The sequence below is a fragment of the Acinetobacter sp. YH12126 genome (genome assembly GCF_013418745.1).
GTDB classification, from domain to species: Bacteria; Pseudomonadota; Gammaproteobacteria; order Pseudomonadales; family Moraxellaceae; genus Acinetobacter; species Acinetobacter amyesii.
Map to the genome: position 1 here is coordinate 26,803 of NZ_VPBM01000013.1, position 20,455 is coordinate 47,257.

The window sequence follows — 20,455 nt, forward strand, 5'->3', positions numbered from 1 at the left end:
TTTTTACTGTTAATCTTTATAGATTAAGCGGTAATTTCTTTCACTGCAGCAACAACAGCATCAGCTGTGATACCGAAGTGTTTGTACAAGTCTTTTGCTGGAGCAGATTCACCGTAAGTCGTCATACCGATTACACGGCCATCAAGACCTACAAATTTCCACCAGTAGTCCACATGCGCAGCTTCAACAGCAACACGCGCACGGATCGCAGCAGGAAGAACCGCTTCACGGTAAGCAGCGTCTTGTTTTACGAATTCTTCAGCACATGGCATAGAAACAACACGTACGCCGTCAAGCTGTGCGTAAGCATCCATTGCCAATGAAACTTCTGAACCAGTCGCAATAATGATTGCTTTCAATTCGCCTTTTTCTTTTGCAAGTACATAACCGCCTTTCGCAACGTCAGCAATTTGATCTGCTGTACGAGTTTGGAATGGCAAGTTTTGACGAGAGAAGATTAATGCTGTAGGGCCTTCTGAACGAAGCAGCGCAGATTTCCAAGAAATAGACGCTTCTACAGTGTCACATGGACGCCAAGTGTTCAGATTTGGTGTACCACGTAAAGATGCAATTTGCTCTACAGGTTGGTGTGTAGGACCATCTTCACCTAGACCAATTGAGTCATGGGTATACACATGAATCACACGCTGTTTCATCAATGCAGACATACGTACTGCATTACGCGCATATTCCATAAACATCAGGAATGTTGCTACATAAGGAACGAAACCGCCATGAAGTGCAACACCGTTAGCAATCGCAGTCATACCGAATTCACGTACGCCGTAATGAACGTAGTTACCCGCTGGGTTAGATTCAACGCCTTCTGCGCCTTTCCATAAAGTCAGGTTAGAGCCTGCAAGGTCAGCAGAACCACCTAGAATTTCTGGAAGCTGTGGTGCAAATGCTTGAATGGCATTTTGGCTAGCTTTACGAGTAGCGATTGTTTCAGCTTTAGCATTTACTTCAGCAATATAAGCATCCGCTTTTGCTGCGAAGTCAGCAGGAAGGTCACCAGAAAGACGACGTTTTAGTTCAGCTGCTTCTGCTGGATATTTAGCAGCATAAGCAGCAAATGTGTCGTTCCAAGCAGATTCAGAAGCAGTACCTTTGGCTTTTGCATCCCAAGCTGCATAAACATCAGCAGGAATTTCAAATGGACCTTCAGTCCAGCCTAAAGCTTCACGAGTCAAAGCGATTTCGTCATTACCAAGCGGCGCACCGTGGCAATCTTCTTTACCTTGTTTGTTTGGTGAACCTAAACCAATAATGGTTTTACAGATAATTAAGGTTGGTTTCGCAGTTTCAGATTTTGCTTCAACAGTTGCCGCACGGATTGCGTCTGCATCATGGCCGTCAACTTTAAGTACTTGCCAGCCGTATGCAAGGAAACGCTGTTCTGTATCATCAGAGAACCAGCCTTCTACTTCACCGTCAATCGAGATGCCGTTGTCATCGTAGTAAACAACTAATTTACCTAGACCCAAAGTACCAGCCAATGAACATGCTTCGTGAGAAACACCTTCCATTAAACAGCCATCACCTAAGAAACAGTAAGTGTTGTGATCTACAACTGTGATGTCTTCTTTGTTGAATTGAGCCGCTAAAGTTTTTTCAGCAAGTGCAAAACCTACAGCGTTTGCAATACCTTGACCCAATGGACCAGTCGTTGTTTCGATACCCGGTGCATAGCCCAATTCTGGGTGACCTGGCGTTTTAGAATGCAATTGACGGAAAGATTTCAAATCTTCAATTGAAAGGTCATAACCTGTTAAGTGCAATAACGCATATTGCAGCATAGAGCCATGGCCGTTTGACAATACGAAACGGTCACGGTTTGCCCATTGTGGGTTTGCAGGGTTGTGGTTGAGGAATTCACGCCATACCACATCAGCAATATCTGCCATCCCCATTGGAGCACCTGGATGTCCTGAATTTGCTTTTTGCACAGCATCCATTGCCAATACACGAATTGCGTTTGCAATACGACGTTCGTTAAGCGGGGTTGTCATAGGTCAGAGTCCAAACAAATGGTTTAAAAGAGTAAGATGAATAAGAATTCAAAGATGCGCATATTGTCTTAAAAAAAGCGGAATGGGTAAAGCCTCAGGGGCAAATTTTCGCTAATTATTCCTGTACCACCTGTATTTTGGGCGCTTATTGCTCAATTTCAAGCCCATGCATGTCGTTTATTTTGTATACAGTGATCCTTTTATATGGCGAATCAATGACAGCGCAATGCATATTTAGAGTTTTGTAAAGAAAGCAAATGCTTTATAACTGATAAAAGTCCGATACATCGAATGGAAATCGTGAATAAAATAGCAGCCAAAGCCGATCCAGATAAATAGCCAATAGAAATATGAAATATATTCAATAAAGAAACCTATGAATGTTTGTGAAACTCTAAGAGCATACTCATCCCTGTGAAATCAGCACTAATCCAATATACTCACGGTTTCACATTCAATACTTTAGATCCCACGACATGTAGCAGGTAAATTTCGCTGCGAAATATCATCCGAATGACAATTCCAAGCACCATTTAAACCATCTGGAATACTAAAATAGATCTGCTTTGAGCGAAGAGCAAAATTGACATCTGTTGATTTAAACGTAAAAACCACTGAACACGTTCCTGCCACATCAGTAATTTCACTACTCGCAATATATTTGGTACTGATACTTTTATTCAGCGCTGTATTCAAATCTATGCAACTTTGTTCTGCTGAATAATTTTCAATCAGTTTCAATTTATAGGATGAAATCATTGTTAAAACTTCAGCCACTTGCGCTCGAGCGACATAGCCATTGTAAGATACAGTAGCAATTGCAGCCAAAATGCCGATAATTGCCACTACCATCATGATTTCAATGAGTGTAAAACCAGACTGTTTCATTACGTTTCCCCATTCAACGTAATGACAAATAGGCAATTTGCGTACCAAGTCTCAAAATCCCACACTTATTGTGTTTTATTTTTTCAAATTAAACGAATAATTGTCGTTTACAGTCATATTCTGGCAGTTCATGACATTCATTATTGATAAATCTCAGGATATTGATTTGATTTTTTCTTATAATTAATTCACTTAAAATGCCACTTTAGGCATTTTAACGCCTAATCACATTGTTGCTTGTGCCAAAACAAAATATCTCAGTTTTATCTCATCATAAAAAATTAAATTGAGAAATCCATTGCTCATATCAATTTTTTAGATGCCTATATCAATTAAAAAGTCATTGAAATGAATTAATTTCATCCAATTTGGTCATGTTAAGCTAGTCCTAAACGCTTTCTCGATGTAACATATTGCGTCTTTAAATTTAACTGTGATAGGACTTATGCGCGAGTACGCTGTATTTACCTCGGAATCTGTAAGCGAAGGCCATCCGGATAAAATGGCTGACCAAATCAGTGATGCTATTTTGGATGCAATCTTAAAAGAAGACCCATATGCACGGGTTGCTTGTGAAACGCTTGTAAAAACGGGTGCGGTTGTACTTGCCGGTGAAATCACAACAACTGCAAATGTTGACTTTGAAGCGATTGTTCGTAATACCGTAAATGGTATCGGATATCATCATTCAGATCTTGGCTTTGATGGCTCAACTTGTGCCGTGATCAACATGATCGGTAAACAATCACCTGAAATTGCTCAAGGTGTAGACCGTCAAAAACCTGAAGATCAAGGTGCAGGCGACCAAGGTTTAATGTTTGGATATGCAAGCCGTGAAACTGATGTGCTTATGCCAGCACCTATTTCATATGCGCATCGCTTAATGGAAAAACAAGCTGAACTACGTAAACAAGGCAAACTTGCTTGGTTACGTCCTGATGCAAAAAGCCAAGTAACATTTGCTTATGAAAACGGCATGCCAGTTCGCTTAGACGCAGTTGTACTTTCGACTCAGCACGATCCAAAAATTACTCAAGCTCAATTGAAAGAAGCGGTAATTGAAGAAATCGTGAAAAAAGTGATTCCTGCTGAAATGTTCCATGCAGACACTAAATTCCACATCAACCCAACAGGTATGTTCGTGATTGGCGGCCCTGTAGGCGACTGTGGTTTAACAGGCCGTAAAATCATTGTAGATACTTACGGTGGTATGGCTCGTCACGGTGGTGGTGCGTTCTCTGGTAAAGATCCATCAAAAGTGGACCGTTCTGCTGCTTATGCAGGCCGTTATGTTGCTAAAAACATTGTGGCTGCTGGTCTAGCTGACAAATGTGAAATTCAAGTGTCTTATGCGATTGGTGTTGCAGAACCAACATCTATCTCGATCAACACATTCAATACTGCAAAAGTATCTGAAGATTTGATTATTGCACTTGTACGTGAACACTTTGACTTACGTCCATACGGTATTACTCGTATGTTGAACTTAATCCAACCGATGTACCAACAAACTGCTGCGTATGGTCACTTTGGTCGTGAAGGTTCTGATACCGCATTTACATGGGAAAAAACTGACAAAGTGGAAGCGCTTAAAGCATCTGCTGGTCTTTAATCTTAATAGATTAATTTCCCAAAAAAGCCTGCATTGATTGCAGGCTTTTTTATGGCCCGTATGTCCATAACTAAAACATCTAGGATAAAAATAACGAGTGTAAAAAATATTGACTAAAATTTACGCCTAGCTTATTCATAAAACACCAAAATAATTTAAGAACAACATCATGCCCTTTCCATTAGACTTAAAATTTATTACTGCAACTGAAGAACAATTAGGATTTAAGTTTCCAGAAAAATATAAAGTCAAAATGCAAATTGAAAATGGTGGCGAATTCGGCATTAGCTTTTCTAGCGCGGATGAATTTAAAGATGGTGATGACATCGAAGCATGGTGGCTTTTTCCCTTCCAAGACACCAGCGATGTGAAAAGAATAAAGCGTACGATGAATCATCTAGCCGCTGAACATCAATCCATCAGTGAAATTGAAGACTTCCCTGAAAACAGCATTGCTATTGCACATAACGGCGATGGCGATTATTTATTGATGCGTACGGTAGACGATACACAATTGGGGGAAGAAATATATTTATGGCGCCATGATGACAGTGAATTTATCTATCTACTTGTGACTTCAATTGAAGAATTATTTAGTCAAAACCCTTAACGTTATAAGCAGATATAAAGCCTTTTAAACTACAAAATAAGCTGGATAAAATTACACTAAATCAACAATTTTTGATCGATTTTTGAATATTTTTTCAGCTAATATAAATTCAGCCCATGCTACGGGCATAACAAAAAAAGGAAAGATCAAAATGAATAAATTACTTGTTGCTTTAGGTTTGGCTGCAACTGTTGCACTTGTTGGCTGTAATAAAGACAAAGCGCCAGAAACAGGTGCAACAACTGGTGAACACTTAGAAAACGCTGCTGACCAAGCAGGCCATGACATCGCAGATGCAACTTCAGATGCGGCAACTGCGACAGCGACTGCTGTTGATAATGCTGCAACTGCAACTGCGACAGCAGCCGAAAATGCTGCAGAAAATGCTGAAGCTGCTGCACACAATGCCAAAGAAGCAGCTAAAGACGCAACTGCTGCAACAGCAGGTGCTGTTGAACAAGGTGCAGCTGACGTGAAAGAAAAAGCGCAGCAATAAGCATTTTATAAAAAAAGCACCTTCGGGTGCTTTTTTTACATCTGTATTTTATTCAACTTACTGTTTCAATCTATTTTTAACTTGAAATTTAACCGATGTCAGGTCAATCTTATGAGGTCATATAAATAACAAATTTAGAGAAAATAATGTCTTACTCACATCATGCCGAAAAACATTTTATGGAACGTACGGGTTGGCTACGTGCATCTGTACTCGGTGCAAATGATGGCATTATCTCCGTCACTAGTTTAATTATGGGCATGGCTGCAAGTGGTGCTTCTAGCCATACCTTACTCATTACATGCATTGCAGGACTCATCTCTGGTGCAACCTCTATGGCGGCTGGCGAATATATCTCTGTGAAATCTCAAGAAGACGTCGAAAAAGCAGATCTTCACATGGAGCATAAGGAACTACAAAAGAACCCTGAGCTAGAACTTAAAGAACTTACCCAAATTTATATTCAACGTGGTTTAGAACCACAACTGGCCCATGAAGTCGCAGTCCAATTGACGGCCCATGATGCACTAGAGGCCCATGCACGAGATGAAATTGGAATCCATGACAATACCGCAGCAAAACCCGTTCAAGCAGCACTCTCATCGGCTTTAGCATTTTCAATTGGCGCACTATTTCCGATGGTTGCGATCTTGATCAGTGCTGACATGCATATTGAAAAAACTGTTATGGCCGTTGGCGTGATTTCCCTAGCACTCCTCGGTGCTTTAGCCAGTTATGCAGCTGGCACTTCTATGTTGAAAGGCAGTCTACGTGTTGCGCTTTGGGGCATTGCAGCCATGCTTTTTTCTAGTTGGATTGGTTCTTTATTTAATGTAAATCCAGTTTAACGCTCGCTTTATCAGTTTTTTATATATGTTAAATCAATTATACGCAGCAATGATTGTGTGATTTTTCAACAATATTCATTTTTACAATATATAAAAACCGTAAAATAGAGCTACATTTTTTAAGCTTTTTTTCTCCATGTCTGTTATTGCTGCGCCAGCCAATCGATCCAATGTATCGATTTGGGTGGCTTTTGTTTTATTAATTTTAGGCACCATTGGTGCTTATCTGGTTGTGGGCGTTAACCAAGCATTGCTATTTTTAATTGGTGGTGCTTTGGGTATGACCCTTTATCACGCATCTTTTGGTTTTACCTCGAGTTGGCGTGTCTTCATTAAAGAACGCCGTGGTCGTGGCTTGCGTGCACAAATGATCATGTTGGCTTTGGCTGTATTGCTCTTCTTCCCTGCTTTAGGTGCGGGTGAATTATTTGGCAACCCAGTCAAAGGTAACGTTAATCCTGTTTCAATGTCCGTGATGATCGGTGCCTTTATTTTTGGTATTGGTATGCAACTTGGCGGCGGCTGTGCATCAGGGACCCTGTATACTGTGGGCGCAGGTAGCGCACGTATGATTGTAACGCTGATCTTCTTCTGTACAGGTTCATTGATTGCAACTTCACATATTCAATGGTGGTTTGACCTTCCCCACTTTGAACCGATTTCTTTAGTCAAAAGCTTTGGTGTAGTCCCTGCACTGGTTTTAAACTTTGTGCTCTTTGCATTGATTGCCGCAGCAACAGTTTACTTTGAAAAGAAACGCCATGGTCAGCTTGAAGTAGAGCCGCAAGCTAACCAACACGGCTGGAAACGCTTTCTACGTGGTCCATGGCCATTGGTTTGGGGTGGAATTATCCTGACTTTACTGAACTTTGCCACACTCGCACTTGCGGGCCGTCCTTGGGGCGTGACCTCTGCCTTAGCCGTTTGGGCCGCAAAATCAGCAAGTATCATAGGGATCGATGTTGCATCTTGGGCATATTGGCAGCAACCTGCAAATGCAAAAGCACTGACCGAGTCATTATGGTTTGATATCACGTCGATGATGAATTTCGGCATCATGCTCGGTGCATTACTTGCAGCGAGCCTAGCAGGCAAATTTGCACCGAACTTTAATATTCCAAAACGTTCACTGCTAGCGGCTGTGATCGGTGGTTTGATGTTAGGTTATGGCGCACGTTTAGCATACGGCTGTAACATTGGAGCGTATTTCAGCGGTATTGCTTCAGGTAGTTTACACGGTTGGTTATGGTTAGTATTTGCCTTCATTGGGAACGGTATTGGCGTCAAACTACGTCCAATCTTCTTCCCTGGCGAACGTCCACAACCGGAAAAGTTAACAGGCTGCTAATTTCTGTAAATAAAAGCCCCTCATTGAGGGGCTTTTTTTTAATCTGCTAGTGCGGCTTTTAGATTACAACCATATTGCATGGTTTCTTGTGCCTGTTTATATGTGGTATAGCGGTTGATAATAAAATCATAAAATTGGTCTGCATTCGCAAATACCTGACTCAAATCTTCGTTTGCGGCATTTGGCAGTTTAACGTCTTTCACCAAGGCTAAGTTCACATGTCCGAGATGATACATTTCAGAAAAATAATGATTCATTACTTCGCAATAGGCAATTTTGGAGCTTTTTAAAGCGGTATTAGCAACAAAATGCTGATTTAAAGTTTTTAAGTTCTGAACATCTAAAGCGGATTGATCTGAAAAAGCCATACTTTCTACTTTTTTTAGTTGACTAAAATCGGCTGCTAGAGTTTGATTTAATTGTTCAAAGCGTTGTTGTAATCCCGCTGTATCGGCAACTTGATAACTTTTTGGATTGAATGTTTTCTTTTCTTGTTCATTTGCAGAACACGCCGTTAATGCCATTGTCGTCAGAATGGTCGTAACAAGAAATAATTTCATCAAAGTCTCACTTAAACAATCAAAAGCGCAATCATTATGCTCGAAATTCTTCAAATGATTTGAAATTAAATCGCTTTCTCATTCATATAACGCCAATAACGACGTGGCACATACTGCACATGTAATTTCATATTACGTCGGGCTTCAATATTGACACTTCTAAAATAATCTTTCCAAAGCTGATCATACAAAACCTCATCATCATCCAGTTCGATATTAAAGGATTGACTATGGCCTGATTGTATTTGCCTATCTATGGTTGTGGCATCCATATCCACTTGATGCACCTGTTTTAAATCATAATAAATGCCATAATTGCGTTTTTCATCGTAAATCAGCCAACGTTGATCTTGATAGCGTGATTTAAAATGCCGTTCGATCAAAGGCAATACATTAAAGTCAGGTGAGACTAAACTGATAAACAAGCCATCCTGACATTTTTTAAAACGCACAAAAGCTTCCATTCGGTGCTTTTCACGCCCCACTTGCTTCGCCCACTGACTCATCCCTAATACATCAGCATGACCATAGTTTTTAGACACATCACGCTGTTGCTGGAACACATAAATCGCAAAATTAAAACAATGTTGAAAAGCCTGCTGCTGCTCGGATAAAAACGCATAATAAAACTGCTTCAAAGCACTTTCAGATGCTTTAAGCTTTAATCCTTGCCATACCCGCTGTGCTTGTTCATCGTGACTAGCCACATCAATGACTTCGGCGAAAAGACCTGCCTGCACTTGCCCATCTGTACAAATCTGAATGTCAAATTGCTTAAATTGAAAGGCCCGAAAAACACAACTTAACAATCCTGTCATCGTGCCATCAAAGACATAAATACTCACGACTGTATCCTAAAAACCGAAGTTCAATTGTGGAGAAATTTGCTGCGTATATTTCGACTGGCCACTTTGCAAAATCTGCTGTCTTATTTGATGAGGCTGTTGTTCACGAATAAATTTGGGTGAATCTTCACATCGTATAAAATGTTGTGCTCTGTTGTAGGAAATACCCATACGTTTTAATTGGTCGATATGAATTTTACCAAAACGTCGTGCTTGAACAATTTTTTTAGCAGAACGCACACCGATGCCCGGCACACGTAAGATCATTTGATATTCAGCACGATTGATATCCACGGGAAATTGCTCGGGATGACGCAGTGCCCACGCTAATTTAGGGTCAATGTCCAATTCTAAATTTGGATGTTCTTCATCGACCAACTCTGTCGCTTCAAATCCATAAAAACGCATTAACCAGTCACTTTGATACAGCCGATTTTCTCGTAATAAAGGTGGCGCAGACCCCACAGCTGGCAGCGCACGCTCCTCTTCATTAATGGGAATATAACCTGAGTAATACACACGCTTGAGCTTAAACTCTTTGTAATGACGGTCTGCCATCAGTATTACATCACGGTCAGACTCTTGATGTGCGCCCACCACCATTTGCGTCGTTTGTCCTGCGGGTACAAATTTAGGGACTGTACGTATTATTTTTCGTTCATCTTTGAATTGAATCAAACGATCTCGCACGATACCTAAGTCTTTTTGGACTTCAACATGACTTTTTTCAGGTGCAAATTTTTTTAAACCATCTTCTGTCGGCATTTCTAAATTAATGCTCATACGGTCGACATATAAACCTGCTTCGGTAATGATTTCCTGAGATGCCCCCGGAATGGTCTTCAGATGAATATAACCATTAAAATTTTCTTCTAAACGCAGTTTTTTTACCACCTGCAACATACGTTCCATGGTGTAATCCGCCGATTTAAAAATCCCCGAACTTAAAAATAGCCCCTCAATATAGTTCCGACGATAAAAATTCATGGTCAAATCGACCACTTCCTGTACCGTAAATGCTGCGCGCTTTACGTCGTTACTTCGACGGGACACACAATATGCGCAGTCAAAAATACAGACATTGGAAAATAGAATTTTTAATAACGAAACGCAGCGGCCATCTTCTGTATAGCTATGGCAAATACCGTTTCCAGTATTACCCAGACCTTTGTCTTTATTTTGGCGCTTACTACCACTCGAAGAACATGAGACATCATATTTGGCAGCATCGGCTAAAATTTGCAGTTTTTCACGGATACGTTCAGACATGGGAGAATTATAAAATTTAAAGTGAATACAGCATCATTTTAAAAGGATCCACCTCAAAAGTCGGGTCATACATCATTACTACGACACGAGGTGTCGCTTAATTTCAAGTACAACTTTCGTGTAAGCAAAAGACCATTTTGATATGAAATAACGAATATTATTTGCTTAATTTCACTCGCTTGGGCAAAGTATTTAGAGTGATTGGAGTATGCACATGACTTTATTAGAAAAACTTGGCATCAAACACCCTATATTTCTTGCCCCAATGGCAGGTGTTTCTACACCTGAACTTGCTGCAGAAGTGTCAAATCAAGGTGGACTTGGTTCACTGGGTTTAGGTGCAAGCAGTGTTGAGAATGCACGTCAACAAATATTACAAACTCAAGAACTCACTGAACAACCTTTTCAGGTCAATTTTTTTTGTCATGACACAGTAGAACTCGATGAACAAGTTGCTGCCAAATGGATCATGCAATTTAAATCACGCTTTGCTCAATATAATGCAGAAGCTCCAGAAGCACTGAACTGTATTTATCCAAGCTTTAAAGACAATGACCATTTTCTAAACCTCTTACTGGAAACGCACCCTAAAGCGGTAAGCTTCCATTTTGGTATTCCACATCCACATCAAATCCAAGCCTTGAAACAAGCGGGTATTTTGACTCTAGTTTCTGCAACCAACTTAGCAGAAGCTAAACTGATCGAAGCTGCAGGCATTGATATAGTGATTGCTCAAGGTATTGAAGCTGGTGGTCACCGTGGCACTTTCAATGAAAACTTTGATAGTAGCGTTAAGACACGTGACTTGGTTCAGCTCTTGAAACGCCATATTCAATGTCCAGTCGTTGCGGCTGGTGGTATTATGAATGGACATCAGGCCTATCAAATTATGGAGTTGGGTGCAGATGCTGTTCAATTGGGCACTGCTTTTGTGCAATGCAAAACATCAAATGCAAATGAAGCTTATCGCAAAGCATTATTTGATGCACCCATCACGCAGATTACATCAAGTATTTCAGGCCGCCCTGCTCGTGGCATTATCAATAACTGGCACACAGATATTGACACACCAACACGCCCGACCGTTCCGGCTTACCCATATAGCTATGATTTAGGCAAACAATTACATGCCGCTGCTAGCAAGCATGGTATACATGAATATGGTGCTTTTTGGGCGGGAACCAACGTCTCTCAAATACGTGAATTGGAAGCACCTGACTTGATCAATCAATTGGTTTTAGAAATGCGCTTCAACTAAAACTTAGCTCTACGCATCATTCAAACATGAATGCCTAAAAAAGCCCTCTAAAACGAGGGCTTTTTATTAGATACTGATTTCAAATCATTTAAAATAAATTAGTTTTAATCTATTTCAATAAATCCAGCTAATTTAAGTCGACCTACTTTGTATCGAATTGGACATATCTATTTCGTTTGGCTTTCAGTTACTTGGTTTCAAGCAAATTAACCTGATCAACTTGAACATCACTCATGATCTGACCATGATCAAGTAAGTGATTAAAATAGTTCTCGACGACTTTATATTGATCTGCTGTAGATTCAACTTTATACATATTTTGGCGGAACTCATTACTAGAACGTAAACCTTTGGTGTACCAAGCAATATGCTTGCGTGAAATTCGACAACCTGAATATTCACCATAAAAACCATATAATTCAGACAAGTGTCCAAGCAATACGTCACGAACTTCCATAATACTTGGTGCCGCCATATGCTCACCTGTCGTCAGGTAATGTCCAATTTCACGGAATATCCATGGGCGACCTTGAGCTGCACGGCCAATCATGACTGCATCGGCACCGGTATAATCCAGTACATATTTGGCTTTTTTAGGTGTATCAATATCACCATTGGCAATCACAGGAATATTGATCAACGATTTCACATCTTTAATTAAGCTATAACGCGCCGTATTCAGATACATATCTTCACGTGTACGACCATGAAGCGCCAATGCAGCAATCCCTGCTTCTTCGGCACGTTTCGCAACGCGCATAATGTTTTCATGGCCATTGAGATAGCCCAAACGGGTTTTTAAGGTCACAGGCACATCAACTGCTTCGACCACAGCATCTAAAATACGAGCCACCAAGTCTTCATCTTTGAGTAGCGCTGAACCTGCCAATTTATTACAGACTTTCTTCGCTGGACACCCCATATTAATGTCGACAATTTGCGCACCATTTGCCACTTGATAGCGTGCAGCTTCAGCCAGTTCAGCTGGATCTGACCCTGCAATTTGAGCAGAAATAGGCGCTATTTCACCATCAAAATTGGCACGATAAAGACTCTTTTTACTCATGCGTAAGGTCTTATCTGCCGTCATCATTTCACTGACAGCATGACCTGCGCCAAAGTATTTGCAAAGGGTACGAAATGGGCGATCTGTAACCCCTGCCATAGGTGCCACCCACAGTTTTCTCTCGATGGGACGATCGAATAATTCTTGAATGACAGGATGTTGACTCAATGTTTTAACCTCTAGCTATATTTAGCAAATGATGCGCGAACCACATTCGAAATCTTCCAAGCCACTTTTACAATGCTAAATTCAAATCTATGTTCGCAAAATCAGTTGAGCGTAAAAACGTTTCATGGCAATGATTATGCAATTGAATGATGACAATGAACATCAACATCGTTCAACGCTTAAATTGAGGAATTTGAAGCTTCGGAATTGGACGGCAAATTTGCAATGCGATAGTTTAGTAATTCCAAACAAAAATTTCTACGCTTTTGCTTAAGAGTCGTTGAAAGTTATGCATATACCTTCTAGCTAACACACTATCGATTCAACATCAGACTTTCAGCAGATCTGCCTGTACAGGTGTTACTATAGCGGGATACTGCTAAAATCATTGAAAACTTAAATCTATAAATTCACATCAGTGAGTTGAACTTTATGAAAAAATTGAAAATTCTCTCTTTTATATTTTTCGCTACCATATTGACTGCCTGCCAACAACCGAATGACGAGGTAGCTGCAGCTGAAAGTCAAAACGCTGATTTAACAACGGAACAAGCGACTCAACAATTTGAGCAGTCAGATGCGCAAATCAGTCAATACCTTGATGTTTTAGATGCTCAAAGTACATCGATCAAGGAAAAAACCCAAGTCTTATGTCATGACTACCCTCATGAATATAAAACCAACTATATGCCTGCCATGCTCAAACTCGCAGCCCAAGATTATACTCAAGATAAAATGTTAAATGATTTGAAGATTGCACAGGACTATTACAAAGAAAAACTCAAAATTGAATGCCCTGCTGAATAATCTCCCTTTCATCATGGCGTCATATTTCAGCGATAAATTGTTATTAAGCGAAAAGTGTGTAAGTTTCGCTGTAATAACAATGTAAAATACACTTCCCGATTTATTCGGGTTTTTCTTTTTAAAGCCTTTCAAATATTAAACGACATTTGAATGACACATATTATTTTGTAATGGATTTCAAACTATTGATTTATTTTGATAAGTTTTTCGCAAATGTTGACAATCTAGACACATAACAACTCATTTTAATTACACTTTTATCATGATTAATACATTAAGTTGTTTTTTCCAAAAATAGACAGAAGATTGAATCATGAAAACTTTAAACAAAGTACTTTTCGCTACACTTATCTCTGCTGCTGCAACTACATTTGCTGCTGAAGAACAAAAAGTTGAAGCTGCTGCATCTGAAGCTCAAACAACTGAAGTTGCTCAAGATGCAACTGAAGCGGCTCCTGCTTCTGAAGCTGTTGCAAAATAATTGAGCAAAAATTTTAAAGCCCACAGATTGTGGGTTTTTAAATTCACAGACATTTTAGATCTGTCGCAGCTTTCAATGAATTTGATTTCAATTATTTAAAATATAAACGTTGAATTTGACGTGCCCGCCGGTTTAAACCTAATACTTCTTTTCTTTGTAAAATGTCTTCTTCACTAAATCCCAAGCGCTGGATTAATTCAGACATAGCTAAATCTGCATGTTCGATCAACACGGCATCTTGTTCCGTTGACCAAATCACGGTTGATACCGTTAATTTGTGCTGGCTTTTTAAATTTCTCATTTGCACAGTATAAAAGACTTTGGACACATCAACAAAAAAGCCCACCCGATGTGAGCTTTTTGCAAAGACTGATTAGTGTTCATCTATTGGATTGAAAAATAGATTTACTGAACGATGATGTTAAAGATTTTCATCCTTCGTGATCATCACTGAGGTTAAAATTGGAACGGCAAAACAAGGTAGTAAGAGTAAGATCCAATATTCCACCATCGGTTTAGCCACAACAAAGTTAATAATGATTGCCCCCAATACCATAACTAACGCAATCAAACCCAAGAAACGACTGAAAAATTTAGCTGGCATAATAATCCCCTTAAAAAATTTATGGATTTCAGCTAGTATATACCTGCATTTTTTATAATCTGTTGAAAATGATATTGGAATATTCATCTATTTAGCTCAAAAAGCATTCTTTTTCCAATCATCCCAACCAAACTGCTTGTTTCTACACGTGTAGATCTCCATAAATAGATTGACAGTCACCTATGAGGCATATACATATTTATTCATTACTTATGTATTTTGCATAGTATACTGCTCCTGCTTTGTCGCCCCCATATGGCTGAGTTTATTGGAAAATATGAACAAAACTTTTTCGACCACATTATGCTTTAAATCCCTTTCTGTACTGGCTTTATCCATTGGCTTGACTGCCTGTGGTAATGGTTCATGGTGGAGCAAAGATGAACCCACTATGGAAGCGGAACAGATTAAAAAAGCCATTCCACCTCGCGTGAATGATCGTCTGTCATGGGCCAATGATATCTACGACATTAGTGATCAGCTCGGTATTCCGACCACGAAAGAAAATGTCTGTACGATTGTTGCTGTGGTCGATCAAGAGTCCAATTTTGTTGCTGACCCACATGTGCCGGGACTCGGTGAAAAAGCCGTCAAAGAAGTTCAAGATCGTCTTGAAGAAAAGTTTAAAGATAAATTGGGTGATGGCATCGGTGGTACAGTCGCTGGCTATTTCCAAGATGTGCTAAAAAATCAGCCAAGTCCAGAAGATAACTATTTGAGCCAAATGCGCCGTGTTCAAACTGAACGTGAACTAGACGAGTTATATCGTGAAATTTTTGACTATATGTCTAAACATTATCACGTGAGTGCTTTGACGGGCGCAGCAAAACTGGTTGGACAAGATATTGGTGAAAAGCTCAATCCCATTACCACTTTGGGTTCGATGCAAGTCCATATAGGCTATGCCAAAGACCACAAACGCCAAGGTGGAAATATTGCGGCACTGCGTACTGACATGTATAGCCAATATGGCGGTTTGTATTATGGTATCCACCGTTTAATGATGTATCCAGCTGAATATGACAAACCGATTTATCGTTTTGCAGATTATAACTCGGGTCGTTATTCGAGTCGTAATGCGGCATTCCAAAGCATGTTAAATGACTTAACCCCTGCTGAGCTCGGCTTAGATGGTGACCTCTTACTTTATAATAAAGATGGTTCTCCACGTTCAGTAAAAAGTCAGTCTGAAACCGCGCTGATTGCAGTTTTTGCAGAAAACAATGTGATCGCGACGCCACGTCAAATTCGTTCAGATCTTAAAAAAGAAAAAGATCAGGACTTTGAAGATACTTTGACGTATAAAGCGGTCAAAAAGTTGTACCAAGAAAAGACTGGTAAAGAACCGTTTTACGCCATGATGCCTGAAGTCGTAATTTCGGGGCCAAAATTAAGCCGTGATTACAATACCAATTGGTTTGCCACACGAGTCGATGGACGTTATCAAACATGCATGCGCCGCATCAAAAACCTAAAACTTTAGCCTTATTTGATTTTGACGGAACCCTGTGTAATAAAGACAGTTTTACAGGGTTCATCTTCTATTCCCTGCCTAAAAGGCATATCGTGCGCCAAGGGATTAAAATTCTCCCTTGGATTCAAGGCTATTATCTCAAGCTATATCCTGCACATGCAATGCGTCCTCGCCTATATGCCGCAATGTTTAGCCAAGCCAATCATGAGCAGGTTTTAAATCAAGCAGCGCAATATGCTGAACATTTGATGGCAGAACTCAATCCTTCACTGTATGAACAATTACAGCAACACCAAAAACGCGGTCATGAAGTCGTATTGGTTTCTGCATCCGTCGATTTATATCTTAAACCTGTGGCTGAAAAGCTCGGGGTCAAACTGATCTGTACTGAAACTGCAACCAATAACCAAAAACTGACTGGTTTATATGAAACCTTAGACTGTAGTGGTGAGCAAAAGAAAAATCGCGTTTTGGAGCAATTTAACCTTCAAGACTATGAGCATGTTTATGCCTATGGAAATAGCGATGAAGACCTCGCTATGTTCGAATTGGCCACCCACCATTTCATGAATGGAAAGGATAAACGCCTACCTGAACTCGACTAAAGTCGAGTGATTTAGTTTGGTTTATTAATCAAAGTTAACAATCACAAACTTAAATTTAAGTCGCTCTAATATATGATTAAATTTTAAAAATTCTGCTTTTATTTTGACTTTATAGTGTGCTATTTTTCTCATTAATTAGAAATAATGCGGTCAAATATTAAAAGCGGGAAAAGAATATGAATCAATTCAATCCACCGAAATATGTCAAAGGCCTCCATATTAAATTTGGCGAAAATCCATTTGTACTCCTTGCTCAATTTGCCTTCTCAGCCACTCGCCAGATGTGGACGAAAGAAGAAATTGAATTGGTCATTCGTATGGCTAAAAAAGGAAATTATATGAATTTGATTAAGATCCTCAAATTACATATCAAAAATTGAAATAAATATTTTCCCCAAAGTTAATATAAAAAAGCCATGCAATTGCATGGCTTTTTTTCCCGTAAATTTAGTGTAGCGTTTATTACTTTTTAAATGGAAACGCATATTTCACAATACGTTTTAGTACACTGCCGTACTGTTTCACTAAACTTGCGTTGTTATAGTTCAAACCATATTTTTCACAGACCGCCTGCACTTTTGGCGCCATTTTACGATAACGACGTGCAGGAACGTCAGGGTATAAATGGTGTTCGATCTGATGGCTTAAATGCCCTGTCAAAATGTGAAATGCTTCTGAACCAGTAAGGTTTGAAGAACCACGGATTTGACGCATGTACCAATGTCCACGGCTTTCATTTTCAAGTACTTTTTTCGGGAAAACTTCAACATCTTTGGTAAAGTGACCACAGAAAATAATACTAAATGTCCAAATATTACGAAGACCATTCGCAACGAGGTTCCCTGTGAACACAGGTAATGCTGCCGGCCCTGCAATAAGCGGGAAGAACACATAGTCTTTAAATAATTGCTTGCCGATTTTGGCTTGCATTGGCTTCCATTCTTCTTTGGTCTGCTGTTTTGTTTTGCGACCTTTAAAGTATTTACCCAATTCAAGGTTTTGAATGGCAACCCCCCATTGGAACAATAAGCAAAATGGAATGCTATAAATCGGTTGTAATAGATAGCCCGGCTTCCAACGCTGTTCTGGGAATAAACGAACGAGACCATAACCAATATCATCATCCATACCTTTAATGTTGGTATAGGTATGATGTTTAAAATTGTGAGTTTGGCGCCAGTTATCTGCAGTACCCACGATATCCCATTCATAAGTCTGACCATTGAATTTAGGATCATTCATCCAGTCATATTGACCATGCATGACATTATGACCTAATTCCATGTTTTCCATGATTTTGGCAAAACCTAAAAGACCTGTGCCTAAAATCCATGCTGGCGGAAACCAACCTGCAAACAATAATGCACGACCTGCCATAGATGAATATCGAATAGTCGAATACACACGACGAATGTATTTCGCATCCTTTTCACCTAAGTCATCTAAAACTTCTTGCTTAATCGCGTCAAGCTCACGCGCAAGTTCATCTAATTGCGATTGGGTTAACTCACGGTTTTTAGGATTTTTAAAATATTCAATTTTTACAGGCATGTTCATATTTTTTCTACCTTATAAATCAATAACGAGATCTGACTGTGCTGAGTTCACACAAATTTTGAGTAAATTACCCGGTTCTGTATTTTGGCTACCATTGACCATATTTTTAGTCGAACCTTCAACTTTGTTGCAGGCACATTTATTACAAATGCCCATACGGCAACCGTGATTTGGTTTGATATTTTGCTGTTCAAGACTGGCTAAAATTGATTGGCCTTTTGGAATACTGACGGTTTTATTAGATTGTGTAAGTGTGACATTCACAAAGCCAATGTCATCCGTTGCGATTGGGCTCATGCTAAATGCTTCACTCATAAAGCATTGTGCACGACCAAATAATGCTTCGGCCTGAGTGACGAAACCTGATGGACCACATGCAAACACTGTACTGTACTCAATGTTGTTAATTTGAGCAGCGTGAGAGGCATTTAATCGTGGATCGGCAACATCTTCTTGGGTAAAGAAAATTTGAAATTTAAAGTTTGGATATTGATTTGCCAAAGCTTCGAAGCGCAATTTGAATGCGGCATCATCCTGATACTTAACCCAATACATTAACTGAATTGGTTGCTCCGCAATTTGCTTAGTTTTGCTCATCGCTTTCAATAAACTTAACATTGGCGTAATACCACTACCCGCAGCCAATAGTAGCAACGGCGCAGAATTTGACACCAAAGTCATATCACCAAAAGGCTGACCAAATTCTAAGATGTCACCAACTTGTGCTTGTTCTACCAGCCAAGTACTCACAATACCCGTATTCACTTTTTTTACGCTAAGCAATACGTGTTGATCATCTAACTGAGTCAAACTATAAGTACGTTCGTAACGGATCCCATTTACACGAACAAAAACAGGATGATGCTGACCAGCTTCACCCATTTTAAACAAACGGTTCACCTGTATAGTTAGGCTGACCATCTCATTTGCTGCATTTTCTTTTTGTACAATTTTGCCGAGTGCCTGATTACCAGACCATAACGGATTAAATTTCTGCAACCAGAAATTTACCGCATTGACGTCTACAACACTGTCTTTGAGTGCGTTTAAAGGCTTTTTCGCTTTTTCGAGTACATGCATAATCAAATACAACTCATGGGAGGTTTTTAATTATTATACACATGTATATATATTTGTATATACGATTGTACATTTAATCGACATTTTCACAAAAGCTATTAGCAGACGCTATAATATGTTAATGTTTTTAATCTATTAAAAAATATGACTCAGTCTGCACAGACGAATATGGTTAACATGTACCAGGAAGAATTACATTCTGAAGCTGAAACTCCACTTGCAGTTCGCACTGTAGGCCGTAAAGCAACGATTACCAAGGAAGAACTGTTTCAGGCAGCGCTTAATTTAATTGGTCCACAAAAAAGTATTTCATCACTGAGTTTGCGTGAAGTTGCACGTGAAGCTGGCATTGCTCCAAATAGTTTTTATCGTCACTTCAAAGATATTGATGAATTAGCCATTGAGTTGATTGATCGAGCTGGTGGTGTGTTACGTCAAATTTTGCATGAAGCACGCCTTCAGGCATCACGCCAAAGCAGTATTATTCGTAGTTCAGTTGAAGTATTTATCCAGCAGCTAGATGCCGATGAAGGCAACTTAAGCCTTTTACTTCGTGAAGGCTATACTGGTTCGCATTCCTATAAAAATGCAGTTGAGCGTCAACTTAACTATTTCCAACAAGAATTAAGAGAAGATTTAATCGTCCTAGAACGTTTAAATCAAAGCAAGTTGGCTCATCCTGACATCGTGGCACGTGGTATTACCCAATTGGTGTTTAACATGGGTGCAAAAGTCATTGATCTACCGACAGAACAACGCAAAGAAGTTGCCGAACAAACCATGATTATGATTCGTATGATCCTGGAAGGCGCTCGCCATTTAGACGAAGCACAGATTCGCTAAAAGTTAACGGTCAAAAAAAGGAGA

Annotated in this window: 22 protein-coding genes; 12 read left to right on the top strand and 10 right to left on the bottom strand. The window is 39.7% G+C overall.

What is annotated here, in order from left to right; genetic code table 11:
- Positions 1-23: 23 nt before the first annotated feature.
- On the bottom strand, positions 24-2,012 hold the full coding sequence (gene tkt, locus FTU62_RS10750; protein ID WP_180102642.1) for a transketolase: 1,989 nt from the start codon (positions 2,010-2,012) through the stop codon (positions 24-26).
- A 462-nt stretch (positions 2,013-2,474) separates the two neighbouring features.
- Positions 2,475-2,900: a pilin gene (locus FTU62_RS10755; RefSeq protein ID WP_180102643.1), complete on the bottom strand. Its 426-nt coding sequence runs from the start codon at positions 2,898-2,900 to the stop codon at positions 2,475-2,477.
- A gap of 445 nt (positions 2,901-3,345) precedes the next feature.
- On the opposite strand from FTU62_RS10755, the gene metK reads away from it, so the two are divergent.
- From metK to FTU62_RS10780, 5 genes are all read left to right on the top strand, one after another.
- Entirely contained in the window at positions 3,346-4,512 is a 1,167-nt protein-coding gene (gene metK / locus FTU62_RS10760; protein ID WP_078188779.1) for a methionine adenosyltransferase, read from the top strand.
- Between the two features lie 169 nt (positions 4,513-4,681).
- Positions 4,682-5,122 (top strand): SMI1/KNR4 family protein, encoded by a 441-nt coding sequence (locus tag FTU62_RS10765; protein ID WP_180102644.1) that lies wholly within the window; start codon positions 4,682-4,684, stop codon positions 5,120-5,122.
- Positions 5,123-5,273: 151 nt separating this feature from the next.
- Positions 5,274-5,618 (top strand): hypothetical protein, encoded by a 345-nt coding sequence (locus FTU62_RS10770; RefSeq protein ID WP_078193577.1) that lies wholly within the window; start codon positions 5,274-5,276, stop codon positions 5,616-5,618.
- Between the two features lie 146 nt (positions 5,619-5,764).
- Positions 5,765-6,466: a VIT family protein gene (locus FTU62_RS10775; protein WP_180094277.1), complete on the top strand. Its 702-nt coding sequence runs from the start codon at positions 5,765-5,767 to the stop codon at positions 6,464-6,466.
- Between the two features lie 136 nt (positions 6,467-6,602).
- Positions 6,603-7,814, top strand: a complete 1,212-nt coding sequence (locus FTU62_RS10780) for a YeeE/YedE family protein (protein ID WP_180102645.1) — start codon at positions 6,603-6,605, stop codon at positions 7,812-7,814.
- A 38-nt stretch (positions 7,815-7,852) separates the two neighbouring features.
- Here the strand turns inward: FTU62_RS10780 and FTU62_RS10785 are convergent, their stop codons facing one another.
- The 3 genes from FTU62_RS10785 to FTU62_RS10795 form a co-directional block, all read right to left on the bottom strand.
- Positions 7,853-8,374 (bottom strand): hypothetical protein, encoded by a 522-nt coding sequence (locus tag FTU62_RS10785; RefSeq protein WP_180040071.1) that lies wholly within the window; start codon positions 8,372-8,374, stop codon positions 7,853-7,855.
- 65 nt (positions 8,375-8,439) lie between these two features.
- Entirely contained in the window at positions 8,440-9,219 is a 780-nt protein-coding gene (locus FTU62_RS10790; RefSeq protein ID WP_180084275.1) for a TIGR03915 family putative DNA repair protein, read from the bottom strand.
- A 9-nt stretch (positions 9,220-9,228) separates the two neighbouring features.
- Positions 9,229-10,488 (bottom strand): putative DNA modification/repair radical SAM protein, encoded by a 1,260-nt coding sequence (locus tag FTU62_RS10795; RefSeq protein WP_078193581.1) that lies wholly within the window; start codon positions 10,486-10,488, stop codon positions 9,229-9,231.
- Between the two features lie 214 nt (positions 10,489-10,702).
- On the opposite strand from FTU62_RS10795, the gene FTU62_RS10800 reads away from it, so the two are divergent.
- A complete protein-coding gene (locus FTU62_RS10800) occupies positions 10,703-11,746 on the top strand; it encodes a nitronate monooxygenase family protein (RefSeq protein WP_180102646.1) in 1,044 nt (347 codons plus the stop codon).
- Positions 11,747-11,933: 187 nt separating this feature from the next.
- Here FTU62_RS10800 and dusB read toward each other — a convergent pair whose 3' ends face one another.
- Positions 11,934-12,938 (bottom strand): tRNA dihydrouridine synthase DusB, encoded by a 1,005-nt coding sequence (dusB, locus tag FTU62_RS10805; protein WP_373886363.1) that lies wholly within the window; start codon positions 12,936-12,938, stop codon positions 11,934-11,936.
- Between the two features lie 474 nt (positions 12,939-13,412).
- Between dusB and FTU62_RS10810 the strand changes: the two genes are divergently transcribed.
- Together FTU62_RS10810 and FTU62_RS10815 are read left to right on the top strand one after the other, a co-directional pair.
- The gene (locus tag FTU62_RS10810) at positions 13,413-13,787 is read left to right on the top strand and encodes a hypothetical protein (protein WP_180102648.1); all 375 of its coding nucleotides are present in this window, start codon (positions 13,413-13,415) and stop codon (positions 13,785-13,787) included.
- Between the two features lie 313 nt (positions 13,788-14,100).
- Positions 14,101-14,268 (top strand): hypothetical protein, encoded by a 168-nt coding sequence (locus FTU62_RS10815; protein ID WP_180059061.1) that lies wholly within the window; start codon positions 14,101-14,103, stop codon positions 14,266-14,268.
- 91 nt (positions 14,269-14,359) lie between these two features.
- On the opposite strand, the gene FTU62_RS10820 is transcribed toward FTU62_RS10815, so the two are convergent.
- Complete coding sequence (locus FTU62_RS10820; protein ID WP_180102649.1) at positions 14,360-14,569, bottom strand: acyl-CoA thioesterase; 210 nt, start codon at positions 14,567-14,569, stop codon at positions 14,360-14,362.
- Between the two features lie 120 nt (positions 14,570-14,689).
- Positions 14,690-14,872 carry a hypothetical protein gene (locus tag FTU62_RS10825; protein ID WP_168377709.1) on the bottom strand — a complete coding sequence of 61 codons (183 nt, stop codon included), beginning with the start codon at positions 14,870-14,872 and terminating at the stop codon, positions 14,690-14,692.
- Positions 14,873-15,149: 277 nt separating this feature from the next.
- On the opposite strand from FTU62_RS10825, the gene FTU62_RS10830 reads away from it, so the two are divergent.
- From FTU62_RS10830 to FTU62_RS10840, 3 genes are all read left to right on the top strand, one after another.
- Positions 15,150-16,355 carry a DUF1615 domain-containing protein gene (locus tag FTU62_RS10830; protein ID WP_180102650.1) on the top strand — a complete coding sequence of 402 codons (1,206 nt, stop codon included), beginning with the start codon at positions 15,150-15,152 and terminating at the stop codon, positions 16,353-16,355.
- Positions 16,322-16,951, top strand: a complete 630-nt coding sequence (locus FTU62_RS10835) for an HAD-IB family hydrolase (protein ID WP_180102651.1) — start codon at positions 16,322-16,324, stop codon at positions 16,949-16,951. The genes FTU62_RS10830 and FTU62_RS10835 overlap by 34 nt, the downstream gene beginning before the upstream one ends.
- A gap of 176 nt (positions 16,952-17,127) precedes the next feature.
- On the top strand, positions 17,128-17,331 hold the full coding sequence (locus FTU62_RS10840; protein WP_180003812.1) for a hypothetical protein: 204 nt from the start codon (positions 17,128-17,130) through the stop codon (positions 17,329-17,331).
- 82 nt (positions 17,332-17,413) lie between these two features.
- On the opposite strand, the gene FTU62_RS10845 is transcribed toward FTU62_RS10840, so the two are convergent.
- Positions 17,414-18,508, bottom strand: coding sequence for an acyl-CoA desaturase (locus FTU62_RS10845; RefSeq protein ID WP_180077741.1), 1,095 nt, complete (start codon positions 18,506-18,508; stop codon positions 17,414-17,416).
- 12 nt (positions 18,509-18,520) lie between these two features.
- Positions 18,521-19,588, bottom strand: coding sequence for a ferredoxin reductase (locus tag FTU62_RS10850; RefSeq protein ID WP_180102652.1), 1,068 nt, complete (start codon positions 19,586-19,588; stop codon positions 18,521-18,523).
- A gap of 168 nt (positions 19,589-19,756) precedes the next feature.
- Between FTU62_RS10850 and fabR the strand changes: the two genes are divergently transcribed.
- Positions 19,757-20,431 (top strand): HTH-type transcriptional repressor FabR, encoded by a 675-nt coding sequence (gene fabR / locus FTU62_RS10855; RefSeq protein ID WP_372491111.1) that lies wholly within the window; start codon positions 19,757-19,759, stop codon positions 20,429-20,431.
- The last annotated feature ends 24 nt before the right edge of the window (positions 20,432-20,455 follow it).